The organism is Streptomyces monomycini (assembly GCF_022271435.1).
In the GTDB taxonomy this organism is placed as follows: domain Bacteria; phylum Actinomycetota; class Actinomycetes; order Streptomycetales; family Streptomycetaceae; genus Streptomyces; species Streptomyces monomycini.
The window spans coordinates 40819-57764 of sequence record NZ_JAFIQY010000052.1; the positions used below are offsets into that span (position 1 = coordinate 40819).

17 protein-coding genes are annotated in these 16946 nt (G+C 72.2%); 7 read left to right on the plus strand and 10 right to left on the minus strand.

Translation table 11 applies throughout. The annotated features are described in order from the left end of the window. Window positions 1-3: 3 nt before the first annotated feature. Window positions 4-1503, minus strand: coding sequence for a selenium-binding protein SBP56-related protein (locus JXZ78_RS36065; RefSeq protein WP_030018662.1), 1500 nt, complete (start codon window positions 1501-1503; stop codon window positions 4-6). Window positions 1504-1873: 370 nt separating this feature from the next. Here JXZ78_RS36065 and JXZ78_RS36070 point away from each other — a divergent pair, with 370 nt between their 5' ends. After that, on the plus strand, window positions 1874-2458 hold the full coding sequence (locus JXZ78_RS36070; RefSeq protein ID WP_030018660.1) for an AMIN-like domain-containing (lipo)protein: 585 nt from the start codon (window positions 1874-1876) through the stop codon (window positions 2456-2458). Window positions 2459-2679: 221 nt separating this feature from the next. Beyond that, a complete protein-coding gene (locus JXZ78_RS36075; protein ID WP_030018659.1) occupies window positions 2680-3264 on the plus strand; it encodes a dihydrofolate reductase family protein in 585 nt (194 codons plus the stop codon). A gap of 111 nt (window positions 3265-3375) precedes the next feature. Here JXZ78_RS36075 and JXZ78_RS36080 read toward each other — a convergent pair whose 3' ends face one another. The 5 genes from JXZ78_RS36080 to JXZ78_RS36100 all read right to left on the minus strand — a co-directional run bounded on the left by JXZ78_RS36080 (window position 3376) and on the right by JXZ78_RS36100 (window position 8035). Next, on the minus strand, window positions 3376-3534 hold the full coding sequence (locus tag JXZ78_RS36080) for a hypothetical protein (RefSeq protein WP_030018658.1): 159 nt from the start codon (window positions 3532-3534) through the stop codon (window positions 3376-3378). Between the two features lie 121 nt (window positions 3535-3655). Continuing rightward, window positions 3656-4621, minus strand: coding sequence for a cytochrome c oxidase assembly protein (locus JXZ78_RS36085; protein ID WP_030018657.1), 966 nt, complete (start codon window positions 4619-4621; stop codon window positions 3656-3658). 184 nt (window positions 4622-4805) lie between these two features. Next, a complete protein-coding gene (locus tag JXZ78_RS36090; RefSeq protein ID WP_030018656.1) occupies window positions 4806-5831 on the minus strand; it encodes a 6-phosphofructokinase in 1026 nt (341 codons plus the stop codon). Between the two features lie 199 nt (window positions 5832-6030). Beyond that, complete coding sequence (locus JXZ78_RS36095) at window positions 6031-6759, minus strand: type 1 glutamine amidotransferase (protein WP_030018655.1); 729 nt, start codon at window positions 6757-6759, stop codon at window positions 6031-6033. 37 nt (window positions 6760-6796) lie between these two features. Beyond that, window positions 6797-8035 carry a MurT ligase domain-containing protein gene (locus JXZ78_RS36100; RefSeq protein ID WP_030018654.1) on the minus strand — a complete coding sequence of 413 codons (1239 nt, stop codon included), beginning with the start codon at window positions 8033-8035 and terminating at the stop codon, window positions 6797-6799. A 211-nt stretch (window positions 8036-8246) separates the two neighbouring features. Here JXZ78_RS36100 and def point away from each other — a divergent pair, with 211 nt between their 5' ends. Beyond that, window positions 8247-8807, plus strand: coding sequence for a peptide deformylase (gene def, locus JXZ78_RS36105; protein ID WP_030018653.1), 561 nt, complete (start codon window positions 8247-8249; stop codon window positions 8805-8807). A gap of 13 nt (window positions 8808-8820) precedes the next feature. On the opposite strand, the gene JXZ78_RS36110 is transcribed toward def, so the two are convergent. Next, entirely contained in the window at window positions 8821-9549 is a 729-nt protein-coding gene (locus JXZ78_RS36110) for a TetR/AcrR family transcriptional regulator (RefSeq protein WP_238783609.1), read from the minus strand. A gap of 185 nt (window positions 9550-9734) precedes the next feature. Here JXZ78_RS36110 and JXZ78_RS36115 point away from each other — a divergent pair, with 185 nt between their 5' ends. After that, window positions 9735-10964 (plus strand): acyl-CoA dehydrogenase family protein, encoded by a 1230-nt coding sequence (locus tag JXZ78_RS36115; protein ID WP_030018651.1) that lies wholly within the window; start codon window positions 9735-9737, stop codon window positions 10962-10964. 254 nt (window positions 10965-11218) lie between these two features. On the opposite strand, the gene JXZ78_RS36120 is transcribed toward JXZ78_RS36115, so the two are convergent. The 3 genes from JXZ78_RS36120 to JXZ78_RS36130 form a co-directional block, all read right to left on the minus strand. After that, a complete protein-coding gene (locus tag JXZ78_RS36120; protein WP_238783610.1) occupies window positions 11219-11380 on the minus strand; it encodes a hypothetical protein in 162 nt (53 codons plus the stop codon). 182 nt (window positions 11381-11562) lie between these two features. Continuing rightward, on the minus strand, window positions 11563-11967 hold the full coding sequence (locus tag JXZ78_RS36125; RefSeq protein ID WP_050502181.1) for a hypothetical protein: 405 nt from the start codon (window positions 11965-11967) through the stop codon (window positions 11563-11565). A 118-nt stretch (window positions 11968-12085) separates the two neighbouring features. Beyond that, window positions 12086-12877, minus strand: a complete 792-nt coding sequence (locus JXZ78_RS36130; RefSeq protein ID WP_030018649.1) for an alpha/beta fold hydrolase — start codon at window positions 12875-12877, stop codon at window positions 12086-12088. A 160-nt stretch (window positions 12878-13037) separates the two neighbouring features. Between JXZ78_RS36130 and JXZ78_RS36135 the strand changes: the two genes are divergently transcribed. The 3 genes from JXZ78_RS36135 to JXZ78_RS36145 form a co-directional block, all read left to right on the plus strand. Continuing rightward, a complete protein-coding gene (locus tag JXZ78_RS36135; RefSeq protein ID WP_050502180.1) occupies window positions 13038-13616 on the plus strand; it encodes an ATP-binding protein in 579 nt (192 codons plus the stop codon). Window positions 13617-14655: 1039 nt separating this feature from the next. After that, a complete protein-coding gene (gene gcl, locus JXZ78_RS36140; protein WP_030018646.1) occupies window positions 14656-16434 on the plus strand; it encodes a glyoxylate carboligase in 1779 nt (592 codons plus the stop codon). A gap of 169 nt (window positions 16435-16603) precedes the next feature. Beyond that, the coding region (locus JXZ78_RS36145; RefSeq protein ID WP_238783611.1) for a TIM barrel protein at window positions 16604-16946 on the plus strand (343 nt) is incomplete at its 3' end.

Sequence of the window (16946 nt, forward strand, 5' to 3'; positions counted from 1 at the left end):
CGGTCAGCGGTAGCAGTACGAGTCGGACGACGCGTCACCGCCCTGCAAGCGCGTCTGGTGGACGCGCAGCCCGCGGAAGTCCTCGCCGTGCGGGAAGAATCGGGGGTCGGGGGTGAGGCCGCCGTGGTCCGGGTCGGCGTCGAGTTTGGCGAGCCAGGGGTGGATGCCGTCGGGGTAGAACTGGTCGTCCCACGAGCCGTACAGGGAGTTGGTCAGGTACACCCGGCGTCCGTCGCGGCTCAGTTCGACCATCTGCGGGCCGCCGGTCAGCGGCAGGCCCGGTGCGGCCGGGTGCGGCTGCCGGGCGGTGATGCCGCCGAGCCGTACGGACGCGGTCTTGCGGGGGTGTGCGGGGTCGCTCACGTCGTACTGGTGGAGCTCGCCGGTGCCCCAGGCGGACACGTACAGCCAGCGGTCGTCCACCGACAGGTTGATGTCGGTGACCAGCGGCGGCACCGCGCCGAACGGCTTGAGGACCGGCGGCAGCGCGTCCTTCTCGGCGGGCTCCGCCGGGATCGTGATGACCTTGTGCGCCGTGAACCGGCCGTCGTCCTCGCGGCGCCACATCCATACGGACGCCGACAGGTCCGCCACGCTCACCACGACGCCCGCGAAACCCCACGTCGCCGCCGGGTCGTGCGCGGGCCGCAGTTCCAGCACCATCTGGTGCTCGTCGCCGAGATCGACGCGTTGCAGGTGGCGGCCGGAGTCCAGCTCCCAGAAGTGCAGCGCGTGGCCGTAGGCGCGGCCGAGCAGCAGCTCGGGATCGACGCCGTTCTCGACCATCGATGGGGTGCCCCACTCGCTGGTCACCGCGATGTTGTGCTGGAGGTGCCACCACACGTCGTAGGCCAGGCGCTGCGGGCCGCGGTCCGTCTCCCAGGCGCGCAGGACGTCGAAGGTCTCGTGGTCGAGCAGCGCGACGCCGCCCGGGCCGTCGGCGCCGTGCGCGCCGCCGAGGCAGGAGAGCAGGACGCCGCCGGGGCCGCAGTGCAGGGTGTGCGGCCGCGAGTAGCCCGCCGCGTCGGCCAGTTCGGCGGCTTCGGTCACCTTCACGAGGCGGGGGCGGGCCGGGTCCGGGCGGGTGTCGAACACGTGCAGCCGGGAGGAGCGGAGTCCCGGCACCAGTAAGTAGCGCCGTTCGGGCTGGTGGTGTCCCTCGTGGGCGAGGGCGCTGGAGCACGCGTTCCACCCGAAGTGGTGGAGTTCGTCCCCCAGGCCGGGGACGTCGGCGAGGTGCAGCACCCGGCCGTACGAACTCGACGCGGGATCGGTGTCCACGACGATCAGCGCGTCCGGGCGCCGGGCGGAGCGGTCGAAGCCGACGAGGTAGGCGAGCTTCTCCGGGGGAGCGGCGACGGCCTCGGAGGGCGTGCGGTAGAGGGTGGGGTCGGGGCGGCCGGAGTGGTGTGCGTCAGTGCTGTGACGGGCGTGACGGGTGTGGTCGGTGCCGTCGGGGTGCGCGGTGCGGGAGGTCCGACCGGCATGATCAGAAGCAGTCATCTTGTGGCTCTCCTCGGCTCCGTGGCCGGCTCCCTGGCCCTGCCTGCCGACCGGGCCGGAAACCGCGCCGGGCTGTCCGTGACAGGCGGCCGTATCGGCATGGGTACGAACCGGGGCCGGCGGGGCGGCACGCCCGGACCCGGCTCCGCGATGGCTGCGAGCCTGGCACAGGGCCCGCGCGCCGCCAAGGGCACACCGGCCGCGGACGGCCGGGCGGTGGCCGGAAGTCACCGACTCCGATGTCCGATTGTCGGACCCGTACGCGATGATCGCCTGTACGGACCGGCCGGAACCACCGGCCGGACCGGGCAGTGAACGGGCCGCCGACATCCGGCGGTTGCCGTCCGAGCAACCAGATACGGGGTAATTGATGCGACGTTTGGGCACTGTGCTGACCGCGGTCGTGCTGGCCGGCGCGGCGATGTCGGCGACGGCGGTCTCGGCGGCGGCCGCCCCGGCGACGGGGGCCGCACCGGCCGCCGCGCCGTCGGCCACGTGCGACACCGGCGGCTGGGGGAGCGCCCTGAAGTCCGCCGACGCGCGCGACCACCAGCCGCTGAAGCAGATCAGGGCCGGGCAGCACGCCTGCTACGACCGGCTGGTCTTCGAGGTGCCGACCGCGGGCGGCAAGCCGGTCGGCTACCGGGTCGGCTACGTGAAGGAGCTGCACCAGGACGGTTCCGGCGACCTCATCGAGGTCGGCGGCGGAGCCATTCTGGAGATCAGGGTGGCGGCGCCGAGCTACGACCCCTGGACGGGCAGGCCGACGTACCCGGGCAAGGCCGGCAAGCCGCTTCCGGGGGTGGACGTCAAGGGCTACAAGGCCTTCAAGGACACCCGGTTCGGGGCCAGCTTCGAGGGGGACACGCAGATAGGTCTGGGGGTCGCCAAGCGGCTCCCGTTCCGCGTCATCCAGCAGAAGAACCAGCTCATCGTGGATGTGGCCCACTCCTGAGCTGTGACTGGCGCGCGCACACCACGCCGGTGATCCGGGCCTGAAGGCCGGCCGGCCGGTTGACCGGCCTTCAGGCTCGCCCGCGAGAAAAGGGTTGCGTAACCACTACGTCTGGAGCACTCTATGCGAAGTGGTTGTGGCGCGTGGCAGGTCCGCGCGTCCGCACGGCCGACCCTGACCGCGACGCGCCCACCGCGTCGCCGGCGGAAAAGAGGACCATCTTGCGCAAGCTCACCTACTTCGTCGCCTGCTCGATCGACGGCTTCATCGGCGACCCGGACGGTGACGCGTCGTCGATGATGCGGTACGTGGACGAGGAGTTCCTGGAGTTCCTCAAGACGGAGTACCCGGAGACCGTCTCCGCCGAGGGCCGCGCCGTCCTGGACTTCCACGACGCCGAGAACCAGCAGTTCGACACGGTGATCCAGGGGCGCGGCAGCTACCAGGTGGGCCTGGACGCCGGTGTCACCAGCCCGTACGGCCATCTCCGCGAGTACGTGGCCTCCCGCAGCCTCGGCACGTCACCCGACCCGAACGTGCACCTGATCACCGACGACCTCGTGGGCACCGTCCGGGCCCTCAAGGCCGAGGAGGGCGGCCTGGGCATCTGGCTCTGCGGCGGCTCGCAGCTCGCGGGCGACCTGCTGGACGAGGTCGACGAGCTGGTGATCAAGACCTACCCGCAGGTGTACGGCTCCGGCATGCCGATGTTCGGCGCGGACTTCAGGGCCACGGACTTCACCCTGGACTCCGTCCGCACCTTCAGCAACGGCGTGCTCGTACGGAAGTACAGCCGCGCGCGCTGAGCCCCGGCCTACGGGCACACGGGCGTGCAGACATCCGGGCGCGTACGGGCGCCCGTGGTCGGCACGGGACCGGCCCGCCGAGCCTCAGGACGGCCGTGCGGCCCGCCGGGCTCAGGACGGCCGTGCCGTCACGATCCCGATCGTGACCAGGGCCAGCACCACCCAGGAGAACCAGAGCCAGCCACTGCCGCCCAGCGCCGCGGTGTAGGCCGTCGCCATGACCAGCCCGCCCACCGTGATCGCCGCCATCGCCTTAGCAGATCCGGGCATCCCCGCAACCTCCTCACGGCGGCCCGGCGGCCCGACGCCACGGGCCGCGGCCTCAAGGACATCGTCCCCGGCCGCGGCCCGTACCGCTACCTGTCGTGCCTGACCTCCGGTCAGTAATCGGTCACCCCGCGCCGCCGCCTTGGCCACGGGCCTGGAGGGAGGCCAGGTACGCGTTGTAGGCCGCCAGCTCCTGGTCGCCGTCCCGGGCCGCCGCGCGGTCCTTGCGCTGGTTCTGCCGCTCCTCGGACTTGTACCACTGGTAGAGCAGGGCGACGAGGACCAGTACGGACGGGATCTCGCTGAAGGCCCAGGCGATGCCGCCCGCCGCGCTCTGGTCGCTGAGCGCGTCGATCCCCAGCGAGGCCGGCGGGTTCTCGAACGTCTTGATCATCGTCTCGGTGCCCATCATCAGCGCGATGCCGAAGAACGCGTGGAAGGGCATCCCCGCGAACAGCTCCAGCATCCGCATGACGTAGCCCGGCCGGTGCGGCCCGGGGTCCACGCCCATGATCGGCCAGAAGAAGACCAGGCCCACCACCAGGAAGTGCACCATCATCGCGATGTGCCCGACCCGGTACTGCATCAGGAAGTCGAACAGGGGCGTGAAGTACAGCGCGTACAGGCTCGCGATGAACATCGGGATGGTGAACGCCGCGTGCGTGATCACCCGCATGTACCGGCTGTGCAGCAGCGCCACCAGCAGCTCACGCGGCCCCTTGCGGCCCCGCCCGGCCGCCGGCAGCGCGCGCAGGGTCAGCGTCACCGGCGCGCCGAGCAGCAGCAGGATCGGCGACAGCATGCTGATCACCATGTGCTGCACCATGTGCACGCTGAACATCGCCATGCCGTAGTCGTTGAGCTTGGTGCACATCACCAGGGCCACGGTCAGCACACCGATGACCCAGGCGACCGTCCGGCCCACCGGCCAGTGGTCGCCGCGCCGCCGCAGCCGCAGCACCGCCCACCCGTACAGAATCAGCCCCACCAGGCAACCGACCAGGAAGAACGGGTCTCCGCCGAACTCCATGCCGCGCCCCAGCGTGAACGGCGGCAGATCCATGTTCATGCCGTGCCCGCCGTGATCCATCCGCTCGCTCCTGATTCGTACCGATACTCCGCGACCAGACTAGAACCGCCCCCGGCCGGGGCGTCGGCCGGGGGCGGTTGCACGGCCGCATGGCACCCGTACGCACGGCCGGGGGCGCCGCGCGGCACCGGTTCGGGCCACGGGGCTTCCGGCTACGGGACTTCCGGCTCCACCGGGCTTCCGGCTACAGGACGCACTCCGTCTCGGCGTACCGCTCCCCGGGCACCGTCTTCAGCGTCTCCACCGCCTCGGCCAGCGGCACCAGCGTGATGTCCGTGCCGCGCAGCGCCGTCATCATCCCGAACGCGCCGCGGTGCGCCGCCTCCACCGCGTGCCAGCCGAAGCGGGTCGCCAGCACCCGGTCGTACGCGGTCGGCGTGCCGCCCCGCTGCACATGGCCCAGGATCACCGCGCGGGCCTCCTTGCCGAGCCGCCGCTCCAGCTCCAGCGACAGCTGCCGGGCGACCCCGGCGAACCGCTCGTGCCCGTAGACGTCGGTGCCGCCCACGTCGAAGGCCATGGTGCCCTCGCGCGGCTTGGCGCCCTCGGCGACCACCACGATCGCGAACTTCTTGCCCGCCTCGAAGCGCTCACCGACCTTGCGGGTCAGCTCCGCCATGTCGAAGGGGCGCTCCGGGACGACGATGGCGTGCGCGCCCGCCGCCATCCCGGAGTGCAGGGCGATCCAGCCCGTGTGCCGTCCCATGACCTCGACGATCAGGACCCGCTGGTGCGACTCGGCGGTGGTCTTCAGGCGGTCCAGGGCTTCGGTGGCCACCCCCACCGCCGTGTCGAAGCCGAAGGTGACATCGGTCGCGGCGATGTCGTTGTCGATGGTCTTGGGCACGCCGACGATCGGCAGTCCGGCGTCGGACAACAGCCGGGCCGCCTTCAGCGTCCCCTCGCCGCCGATCGGGATGATCGCGTCCAGTCCCAGCTCGGCGACGTGGCCGCGGGCCCGTTCCACGCCGTCCCGCAGGTGTGCGGGCTGCACCCGGGAGGAGCCCAGGATGGTGCCGCCGCGCGCCAGGATGCCGCCCACGGCGTCCAGGTCCAGCTTGCGGTAGTCGCACTCCAGCAGGCCCTTCCAGCCGTCCCGGAAGCCGATCACCTCGTCTCCGTGGTCGGCGGTGGCGCGGTGGACGACGGAGCGGATGACGGCGTTCAGACCGGGGCAGTCGCCGCCGGAGGTGAGCACACCAATACGCATGTTTTCGCAGACCCTCTGCACATCGGAGCCCGCCCTCCGGACCACGGCCGGGCGCGGGCGCGGGCTCTCGACCGGACGCCCGGACTCCGTCGTCCGGCTGGATGGCGCTCACCCTACAAGCGCAAGGGCCCTGCGGTACACGTACGCCCGCAGTGCGGACACTGCGGGCGTACCCGGTCGTACGGTGTTCGGCGAATCGTTACGCGGGCTGCGTGGCCGCGGCGATGCGCTCCTGCCGCAGGGCCTCGTACCAGCGGTCGTCGGCCGGCGGCAGCGCGTTCACGTCCAGCGCCAGCTTGATCAGCAGGTCGGCGATGTGCGGGTTGCGCGCCATGACCGGGCCGTGCATGTACGTGCCGAAGACGGTGTCGTTGTACGCGCCCTCGTAGCCGTCGCCGACGCCGTTGCCCTTGCCGAAGCGGACCCGGGCGAACGGGCGGGCCGTCTGCCCCAGGTGGGTCACGCCCTGGTGGTTCTCGAAGCCGGTCAGCGGCGGCAGGTTCAGCTGCGGGTCGATGTCGGCCAGCACGTCACCGACGCACCGCTCGCCTTCGCCGCGGGTGCTCACCACGTCCAGCAGGCCCAGGCCCTGCTCCCGCTCCCCGAGGTCGTTGATGAACTCGTGGCCCAGGATCTGGTAGCCGGCGCACACCGAGAAGACGATCGCGCCGTTGGAGACCGCGCGGTTCAGGCCGCCGTCGCGGCGCAGCCGCTCGGCCGCCAGCCGCTGCGGCCGGTCCTCGCCGCCGCCGATCAGGTAGATGTCACCGGAGGTGGGGATCTGCTGGTCGGAGCGGACGTCGAGGCGCTGGACGTCCAGGCCGCGCTGGCGGGCCCGGCGCTCCACCACCAGGGCGTTGCCCTGGTCCCCGTACGTGCTCAGCAGGTCCGGGTAGATCCAGACCAGCCGCAGGCTGTTGTCACTCATGCTCGCTCGTCCTTGTCGGGAAGGTCGCTGGTTCACGTCAGTTCCCCACTCGCCGGCGGAGGTCCTGGAAGGCGGTGTAGTTGGCGATGACCTCGATACGGCCCGGAGGCGCCGACTGCACCGCCTCGTCCACCGTGTCACACACCCGGAAGTCCAGGCCCGCGACCTCCAGGCGGACCGCCAGGTCCAGCTTGCGGTCGCCGATCACGAAGATCGGGTGACCGGCCAGCCGGGTGTAGTCGACGTCCCACAGCCAGGAGGTGTCCGTACCGTCCGCGCCCCGCGCGTTCACCGACAGGATCACCGGGGTCGGCGGCGGGTCGATCAGCGAGAACGTCTCCAGCCAGCCCGCCGGGTTCTTCGCCAGCAGCAGACGCAGGTCGCGCTGCAGGAACGAGACCACGTCGTAGCGGCCCGCGACGGCCTGGACGGAGTACATCCGCTCCAGGGCGACCTGCGGCGGCACGCCGAACGCCGCGGCGACCGCCGCCGACGTCGTGGCGTTGGCCTTGTTCGCCCGGCCCGGCAGCTGGAGCCGGATCGGCCAGGCGCTGCCGTGCGGGTCGAGGACGTGGTCGCCGGAGAGCGCCCAGCTCGGCGTCGGCCGGCGGAAGCCGCACTCGCCGCAGAACCAGTCGTCGCCGGGGCGCTGCATCACACCGCCGCAGGACGGGCAGGACCAGGCGTCGTCCTTCCACTCCTGGCCCGCCGCGACCCACACCACGTTCGCCGACGACGAGGCCGCCCACACGATCAGCGGGTCGTCGCAGTTGGCGATGATCAGCGCCTTGGAGCCGGCCAGCCCCTCCCGCCAGTGCTCGGCGAGCATCCGGGTCTCCGCGGCGCGGTCCAGCTGGTCGCGCGAGAGGTTCAGCAGCGCTATGGCCTTGGGTGTCACGTCCCGCGCCACGCCCGCCAGGTACTTCTCGTCCACCTCGATGACGCCGAAGCGGGCGTCGGAGCCACCGGCCAGCGCGGAGGTGATGCCCGCCGGCATGTTGGCACCGAGCGCGTTCGAGACGACCGGGCCGCTGGCCCGCAGCGCCTCCGCGATCAGCCGCGTCGTGGTCGTCTTTCCGTTGGTCGCCGACACCAGCACCACGTCCAGGTGCCGGGCGAGCCGGGCCAGCAGGTCGGGGTCGAGCCGGAGCGCCACCTTGCCGCCGATCACCGATCCGCTGCCGCGGCCCGCCGCGCGCGACACCGCCGCCGCGGCCTTGCCCGCCGTCACGGCCAGCTTGGCCCGCGGCGACAGCGGCTCCGTGTTGCCTGCCATCGTCCTTGATCCTCCTTGCATCCGGCGCCCTCCCGCCCTTGGGGCTGCCGGTGGAACGCCTCCTCCGGAGCCGATGACCGGCCGGAGGCTTCGGTCGGGGATCAGCCTATCGAGATCCGGCGGCGGCCCCGAATCCCGCCACCCGTGCCACGGCCCGTGCACCCCGCGACGACCTGCATCGTCACACGTTCCAGAACGTACGCTTACCCTCATGCGTTCCCGCTCGATCCCCGGCAGCTCCGGCCGCCCGCGTCCCTTGCGCCTGCTCGGCGACCCGGCCCTGGCCGCGGCCTGCCGGGACGTCACCGACTTCGACGCCGGGCTCGCCACGCTCGTCGAGGACCTGTTCGCGACGATGTACGCGGCCCAGGGCGTCGGCCTGGCGGCCAACCAGGTCGGCGTACCGCTGCGGGTGTTCGTCTACGACTGCCCGGACGACGACGACCGGCGCCACCTCGGACACCTCGTCAATCCGCGCCTGGTGGAGGCCGACGGCGTCGTGGTGCGCGGCCCCGAGGGCTGTCTGTCGGTGCCCGGCATCGAGGCCGGCACCCCGCGGTACGACCACGCGGTGGTGGAGGGGTTCAGCGTGACGGGCGAGCCGCGTACCGTGTCCGGCACCGGCTTCTTCGCCCGCTGCCTCCAGCACGAGTGCGACCACCTCCAGGGCGGCCTCTACCTCGACCACCTCACCGGCCTGCGCCGCCGCCGGGCCCTGCGGGCCGCGTCCCGCGCGCCGTGGGCGGGACGGGAACGGGCCACGGGCTCGTGATCGGGCCCGGCCCTCAGAACCCGGGGCCGCCCAGCCGGTCCCCGGCCGCCGCCAGCCGCCCCCACAGCAGGTCCGCCAGGTGCTGCACCAATTGCGCGCGCGAGCAGGGGCGTTCGCGCAGCCACCAGTCGCCGGCCGCGTGCATCATGCCGACGATCCCGTGGCCCCACACCCGGGCCAGCTCCTCGCCGCCCGGCCCCAGGTCCAGCCGCTCACCTATCACCTGGGCCAGTTCCTCGCCGAGCCGGCGCAGCAGCGGCGCGGAGTGCCGGCCGACGTCGAAGCCGGTGTCCTTGTCGGCACCCTGCCCCTCGTCGGAGGGGTGCATCAGGAACCGGTAGACCTGCGGGCGCATCTCGATCGCGGTCAGATAGGTGTCGAGCGTCGCCTCGACGCGGTCCCGGCGCGGTACGGGGGAGTCCAGTGCCGCGCGCAGTCCGTCCAGCAGGGCGTCGGTGTGCCGTACGGCCAGGGCCCGGTAGAGCCCGCCCTTGTCGCCGAAGTGCCGGTACAGGATCGGCTTGGTGATGCCGGCCTCCGCCGCGATGGCGTTCATCGAGGCGTCCGGGCCGTCGCGCAGCACCACCCGGTCCGCGGCCTCCAGCAGTTCGCGGCGCCGCCGCTCGGTGGCCGTCTGCTGCCGCCGTACCGTGTGCGGCGGGCCCGCCGCGGCGTCGTGCCGCGCGGCGGGCTGCTCCACCGCGGTGGCCTGCTGCCGGCCGTCGTGCTGGGTGTTTTCCATGTCCCACTCCCCGCCCTTGTGAATCCGTGACGCTCGCGCAACGTAACACCCGCACTGCGGGGTGATGGGGGGCCCGGGGGAGTTGACATCCCTTACTGATGGGTAACACACTCATGTTACCGCAAGTAACATGCGACGTGGCACTGCCCGGAGTCCGTCCCGGGAAGGCAAGCGCTGGAGGGGTCATGGCTGAGTTCACCATGGAGCTGAGCGACGAGCAGAAGGAGGTCAGGGACTGGATCCACGGCTTCGCCGCCGACGTCATGCGCCCCGCGGCCGCCGAGTGGGACGAGCGCGAGGAGACCCCCTGGCCGGTGATCCAGGAAGCCGCCAAGATCGGCTTGTACTCGCTCGACTTCTACGCCCAGCAGTTCTTCGACCCGACCGGCCTCGGCATCCCCATGGCCATGGAGGAACTGTTCTGGGGCGACGCCGGTATCGGCCTGTCCATCGTCGGCACCGGCCTGGCCGCCGTCGGGGTGCTGGCCAACGGCACCGAGGAGCAGATCGGCACCTGGATCCCGCAGATGTACGGTGACGCCGCGGACGTGAAGGTGGCCGCCTTCTGCTCCTCCGAGCCCGACGCGGGCTCCGACGTCTCCGCGATGCGCACCCGCGCCGTCTACGACGAGGCCAAGGACGAGTGGGTGCTCAACGGCACCAAGACCTGGGCGACCAACGGCGGCATCGCCAATGTCCACGTCGTCGTCGCGGTCGTCGACCCGGACCTCGGCCCCAAGGGCCACGCCTCCTTCATCGTCCCGCCGAAGACCCCCGGCCTGTCCCAGGGCCAGAAGTTCAAGAAGCACGGCATCCGCGCCTCGCACACCGCCGAGGTCGTCCTGGAGGACGTGCGCATACCCGGCCACTGCCTGCTCGGCGGCAAGGAGAAGCTGGACGAGCGCCTGGCCCGGGCCCGCGAGCGGGCCAGGAACCCCGGGGGCGAACGCTTGAAGAACGCCGCCATGGCCACCTTCGAGGCCTCCCGTCCGGCCGTCGGAGCCCAGGCCGTCGGCATCGCCCGCGCCGCGTACGAGGTCGCCCTCGACTACGCCAAGGACCGCGTCCAGTTCGGCCGCCCGATCATCGACAACCAGGGCGTCGCCTTCCAGCTCGCCGACATGCGCACCCAGATCGACGCCGCCCGCCTCCTGGTCTGGCGCGCCTCCTGGATGGCCACCGCGGGCAAGCCGTTCACCTCGGCCGAGGGCTCGATGTCCAAGCTGTTCGCCGGCGAGACCGCCAAGAAGGTGACCGCCCAGGCCATGCAGATCCTCGGCGGCAACGGCTACACGCGGGAGTACCCGGTCGAGCGGATGCACCGCGACAGTTCCATCTACACGATCTTTGAAGGGACGAGCGAGATCCAGCGGCTGGTCATCGCCCGGACAGTGGCGGGAGTGCCGATCCGCTAGCGGGCGCCGCCCGCTGCTGCGCGGCGCTGCCCAGGAAGGCGCGGACCCGGCTGAGCCGGTCAGCCCGGGTCTTCGCCACCCGGGCGATGGTCTCGGCCGGGGACAGCTCGGCCCGGTTCCCTCTGCGACCGGCAGGACAGGGCGACCGCAGTGGGCAGGGCGGACGCGCACGCCCGCCTCAGCGACTTCTCCGCCGCCTGCCGCGACGTCCTGCTGCGCGACGGCGACGGCTGAACCGCGGCGCTTCGGCCCGCTCAGGCGGCGGCGTCCTGTCGTGGCACGACCTTGAACACGTCACCGTGCGCGGAGTACACCACGTGCACATCCTCACCGGCGGCGCGCAGCACCTCCACCACCGCGTCCAGCATCGGCAGCGACCGGGCGCTGCCCGCGGGCAGCTGGCGCGGTAACGACACGGCGGGCACGCGAAGCGGTTCCTGAACGACGTTCATGACATCAGCCCCATCTCGGCACGGAACATCCCCCGTCGGCACCACCGCGCCGTCGGCACAGCCAGCTTGCGACACGGCGATGAACAGAAGCTCAACGCCGCGTTCGGCGGCGTCAATCCGGCCCGGTCCGGCCGTACGTCTTCCCCTCAGCAACGGCGATCCCACCAGGGCAGGTCTTCCGGCATGTGCGGGTCGTGAAGTGTACGGGAGAGGAAAATGTGGTCCAGGGGCTCGACGAGGGCCCGGAGTTGGCGCGCGCTGCGGCGGGGGAGGGCGTGCAGCGCGAGTTCCAGTTCCGTGCGTCCGTGCCCGCCGTCGCAGCAGCAAGGGCAGCCGAACGGTGTCGTATCAGTCGGAGAACGGCCCGCCAGCCGTACTTGCTGCCGCCAGCTCTTCAGGGCCTTGGCCACGGCTCCGGGCGCCAGGCGCGCCTGTTCGAACCTGCGGACATCGAGCTGGGCGGCGGCGTCGAGGCCGTCGACCACCGTGAAAGCGGCGGGCCGCCGGGGTGCCAGGCCGTCCCGGGCCTGGGCGGGGCGCCTACGCGTCATGGGCCTTCCGCACCGGGCGCGGGTGCCGGCCGGCGGATATGTGTGGGGTGTGCATGAAGGGATCTTCGCACGGAGGCGGCTACCGGGCACCCGGATTCCCGGCCGCTGACCGGCCCGGTCACGCGGTGGGCGCCGGGCCCGCCTCCGGTGCCAGGGCGGCCGCGACCGCGCGTACGTACGCCTCCGGATTGTCCAGCATGATGTTGTGCCCGCAGTCGGGCACCGGCACCACCCGTACGCCCGCCGCCGCCAGTGCGCCGGCGCCCGGCAGCGGGCCGTCGGCCGCGGGCAGCAGGAACGTACGCGGAATCGCCAGCTTCATCAGCAGCTCCCGCATGACCGGCTCGCTGCCCCGGGCGAGATGGACCGCGCTGCGGTGCAGCGCCTCCAGGCCGGCCAGCCGCATCGTGGACCACCAGTGCGCGCCCGCGGCGTCCCGTATCCGCTCCCAGCCGCCCGCGAGGAACTCCTCCTCGGAGAGCGCGGCGATGCCGCCGCTGCCCGAGGCGCCGTGCCGTGGCTCGATCCGGTCGAGGTTGGCGTCCACCAGGACGAGTCGTGCCACCAGGTCCGGGTGACGGGCGGCGAGCACGATCGCCACCGAGCCGCCCATGCTGTGGCCGACCACGTCCGCCGCGCGCACACCGGCGGCGCGCAGCGCCTCGGCGACCGCGTCGGCGTGCGCCTCCAGGGTGTACGGGAAGCCGGTGGGCCGGTCGCTGATGCCGAAGCCGAGCAGGTCCAGGAGGAGGGAGCGGTGGCCCACCAGGAGCGGGTGCGCGGCGGTCTCGGTGAAGTAGGCGGGGGAGGTGGCGCCGAGGCCGTGCAGATGGACCCGGACCGGTTCCGCGCCCGGCAGTTCGGCCCAGCGGATACGGTCGCCCTCCGGCGTGACCACGGCGTTGCGCACGGTCGTCCCTCCAACTCGTCGGATGCGGGCGGCGGGCCCGGGGCGGTTGCGGACGCGGGCCGCCCGGGGCGCGTCGCGGCGCGACCAGGGCCCGGGCACACCTTCTCAGGCCGGCGAATTCGCCGGCGAGGCGGGTGCTGACGGCTCACCATGGGCGGTGATGCAGCCCACGACGGGAATCCTGGTCCTGTGCGGCGCCGCCGGGGTCGGCAAGTCCACGACGGCGTACGAGGTGTCCCACCAGCTCGGCCGCGCCGACGTCCCGCACGCCCTGATCGACACCGACCAGCTGGACCAGGTGCACCCCTGGCCGCCGCCCGGTCTCGGGCCGGGCGAGCTGTCCCGCCGCAACCTCGCCGCACTCTGGGCCAACCTGGCCGCGGTCGGCCACACCCGGCTGATCCTGACGGGCGTGTTCGTCACGCTGGAACGGGAGGTGGCGTGGATCGCCGACGCCGTGCCGGACGCCGGCATCACCTCCGTACGGCTGACCGCCGACGCGCCCACCCTGGAGCGCCGGGTCCGCGGCCGGGAGATCGGGTCCGGGGCGGCGGACCAGCTCGCCCGTACGCTCCGTCAGCACGCCGACCTCGCGCGCCCGGAGCCGCCGGGCACGTCGGTGATCGACACCACCGGACGGTCGGTGGTCTCGGTGGCGTCCGAGGTGATCGGGGTGTGGCTCGGCGGGGGAGCGGGCCGGGACGGGGCCGACGAGCGGCGCGGGGACGCTGCCTTGTGAGGCCGTAGGGAATCAGAGTCCCGTGCGCTCCATGAAGAGGGCGCGCAGATGCGCCAGGCTCCGCTCGGCCGGGGGACGCGGGGCGGGAGCCGCGGACAGGGCGTCGGCCCGCAACCGAGCCGTGGCGTCGGGGCCGGGGGCGCCCGTGGCCTTGGTGGCGAAAGCCGGTTCGGCGAGCCACGTGTCCAGAAGACCGGGCGTGACCTCCAGGTGGAACTGGATGCCCCAGGCAGCCGGGCCGGCGCGGAACGCCTGGCACTCCGTGGTGCCCGTGCGGGCCAGGACGCGGGTGCCGGGGCGGGCACGGTGCGGCCGTCGTGCCGGTGAAGTACGGCCGGAGCGTCGGCCAGCGGGCCGAGGAGCGGGTCGGCGCGGTCCACGTCGTCCAGCGCGGACCAGCCGACCTCGCTTCCCGGCCGAGTTCGGCACCGGTTCGTACGGCCAGGCCCTGGGCGCGGGTGAGGAGATGGGCTCCGAGGCACGCGCCCAGCGTCGGGACGCCGGCCCGCAGTGCGTCTGCCAGGAGGTCCCGCTCCACCTTCAGCGCCGGGTGCTCCGTGGTGTTGTCGGCGTTCACGGGGCCGCCCAAGACGAGCAGCCCCGCCAGGTCGGACAGCGGCGGCAGGCCGTCCGCCGAGGCGCCCGGCGTGTCGATCCGGTTGCGGATGCCGACGTGCAGGCCGCTGCCGTTCAGGGCGTCCAGGATCAGGCCGGGCTTCTGGTGCGGTCTCCTCCGTGGGGGGGCGGCAAAGGGGTGACAGGGGGATGAGCGGCTCAACGTGCCTGGTCAGGGCCGTGTCCCGGTGCTTGGGCCGATGCCCTCGGGCCCGTCTCGGCCGCGCCTTCGCGCCCTTCGTCGCACCGGCCTGCCGGGGTTCTTCTCTGTACGGCGATCCCTTGACGGCGGGAAGAAGGCGCTCTACTTTCTTCGTTACTTCCGCAGAGTAAAACAAGTATTCCACTATGCGGAAAGAGCTTAGCTCGCGCTTCTCGCCCTGGGCTGGAGCGCGACCCCGACCGGCCGACGCAGGAGTACTCGATGCCTCGAATGACCGCCGCCCGTGCGGCTGTGGAGATCCTCAAGCGCGAGGGCGTGACCGACGCGTTCGGTGTGCCGGGCGCGGCGATCAACCCGTTCTACGCGGCGCTGCGGGCCGGGGGCGGCATCCACCACACGCTCGCCCGCCATGTCGAGGGCGCCTCCCACATGGCCGAGGGCTACACCCGCGCCCGCCCCGGCAACATCGGCGTCTGCATCGGTACGTCCGGGCCCGCCGGCACCGACATGATCACCGGCCTGTACTCCGCGACCGGCGACTCGATCCCGATCCTGTGCATCACCGGCCAGGCACCGACCGCGGTGATCCACAAGGAGGACTTCCAGGCCGTCGACATCGCCTCGATCGCCGCCCCGGTCACCAAGGCAGCCACCACCGTCCTGGAGGCCGCCCAGGTCCCCGGCGTCTTCCAGCAGGCATTCCACCTGATGCGCTCCGGGCGGCCCGGACCGGTCCTGATCGACCTGCCGATCGACGTGCAGATGACGGAGATCGAGTTCGACCCGGAGACGTACGAGCCGCTGCCGGTGCACCGGCCGAAGGCGACGCGCAAGCAGGTCGAGAAGGCCTTCGCCATGCTGAACGCCGCCGAGCGCCCGCTGCTCGTCGCGGGCGGCGGCATCATCAACGCCGACGCGTCGGACCTGCTCGTCGAGTTCGCCGAGCTGACCGGCGTGCCCGTGATCCCCACCCTGATGGGCTGGGGCGCTCTCCCCGACGACCACCGCCTCAACGCGGGCATGGTGGGTCTCCAGACCTCGCACCGCTACGGCAACGCGACCTTCCTGGAGTCCGACTTCGTCCTCGGTATCGGCAACCGCTGGGCCAACCGGCACACCGGCAAGCTGGACGTCTACACCCAGGGCCGCACCTTCGTGCACGTCGACGTCGAGCCCACCCAGATCGGCAAGATCTTCGCCCCGGACTACGGCATCGCCTCCGACGCCAAGGCGGCCTTGGAACTGTTCGTCCAGGTCGCCAAGGAGCAGAAGGCCGCGGGCGAGCTGCCCGACCGCGGCGCGTGGGCCGCCTCCGCCCAGCAGCGCAAGGCCACGCTCCAGCGCCGTACGCACTTCGACAACGTGCCGCTCAAGCCGCAGCGTGTGTACGAGGAGATGAACCGCGCCTTCGGGCCCGAGACCCGGTACGTCACCACCATTGGCCTCTCGCAGATCGCCGGCGCCCAGATGCTGCACGTCTACAAGCCGCGCCACTGGATCAACTGCGGCCAGGCCGGGCCGCTGGGCTGGACCATCCCGGCCGCGCTGGGCGTCGCCACCGCCGACCCCGACGGCAGCGTGGTCGCGCTCTCCGGCGACTACGACTTCCAGTTCATGCTGGAGGAGCTGGCGGTCGGCGCCCAGCACCGCATCCCGTACGTGCACGTGCTGGTGAACAACTCCTACCTGGGCCTGATCCGCCAGGCACAGCGCAATTTTGACATGGACTACCAGGTCACCCTGGAGTTCGAGAACATCAACACCCCCGAACTCGGCGTCTACGGCGTGGACCACGTCAAGGTCGCCGAGGGGCTGGGCTGCAAGGCGATCCGCGTCACCGAACCGGACCAGCTGCTGCCCGCCTTCGAGGAGGCCAAGAAGCTGGCCGCCGAGCACCGGGTCCCGGTGGTCGTCGAGGCGATCCTGGAGCGGGTCACCAACATCGCGATGAGCGGCACCGACATCGGCAGCGTCAACGAGTTCGAGGATGTGGCCACCGAGCCCGGTCACGCGCCGACCGCCGTCGTGCCGATGCGCTGAGCCGGGCCGGGCCGGGTGGGGCGGGTGGGGGCGGGGGCCCTCGCCCAGTACCTCCCGACTGCTCTGCTTCCGCATTCCGTTCCATGGAAGACCTCGTTCCACGCAAGACCTCGCTCCACGTAAGACCCCGCTCCACGCAAGACCCCGCTTCACGAAAGGACGGCCCGGCATGGGCTTCTCGGACGCGCGTTTCAACGTCAACCTGTCGATCCTGTTCACCGAACTGCCGTTGCTGGAGCGTCCGGCGGCGGCCGCGGCCGCCGGGTTCGGCGCGGTGGAGCTGTGGTGGCCCTGGGTGGACGCCCCGGGGCCCGCGCGGCAGGAGCTGGACGCGCTGCGCGAGGCGTTGCGCGCTGCGGGCACCCAGCTGGTGGGGCTGAACTTTTACGCCGGGCAGCTGCCCGGCCCCGACCGCGGTGCCCTGTCGATTCCCGGGGAGGAGTCCGAGCGGTTCCGGGCCAATGTGGAGGTGGCCGCGGACTTCGCGCAGTCGCTGGGCTGCACCGCGCTCA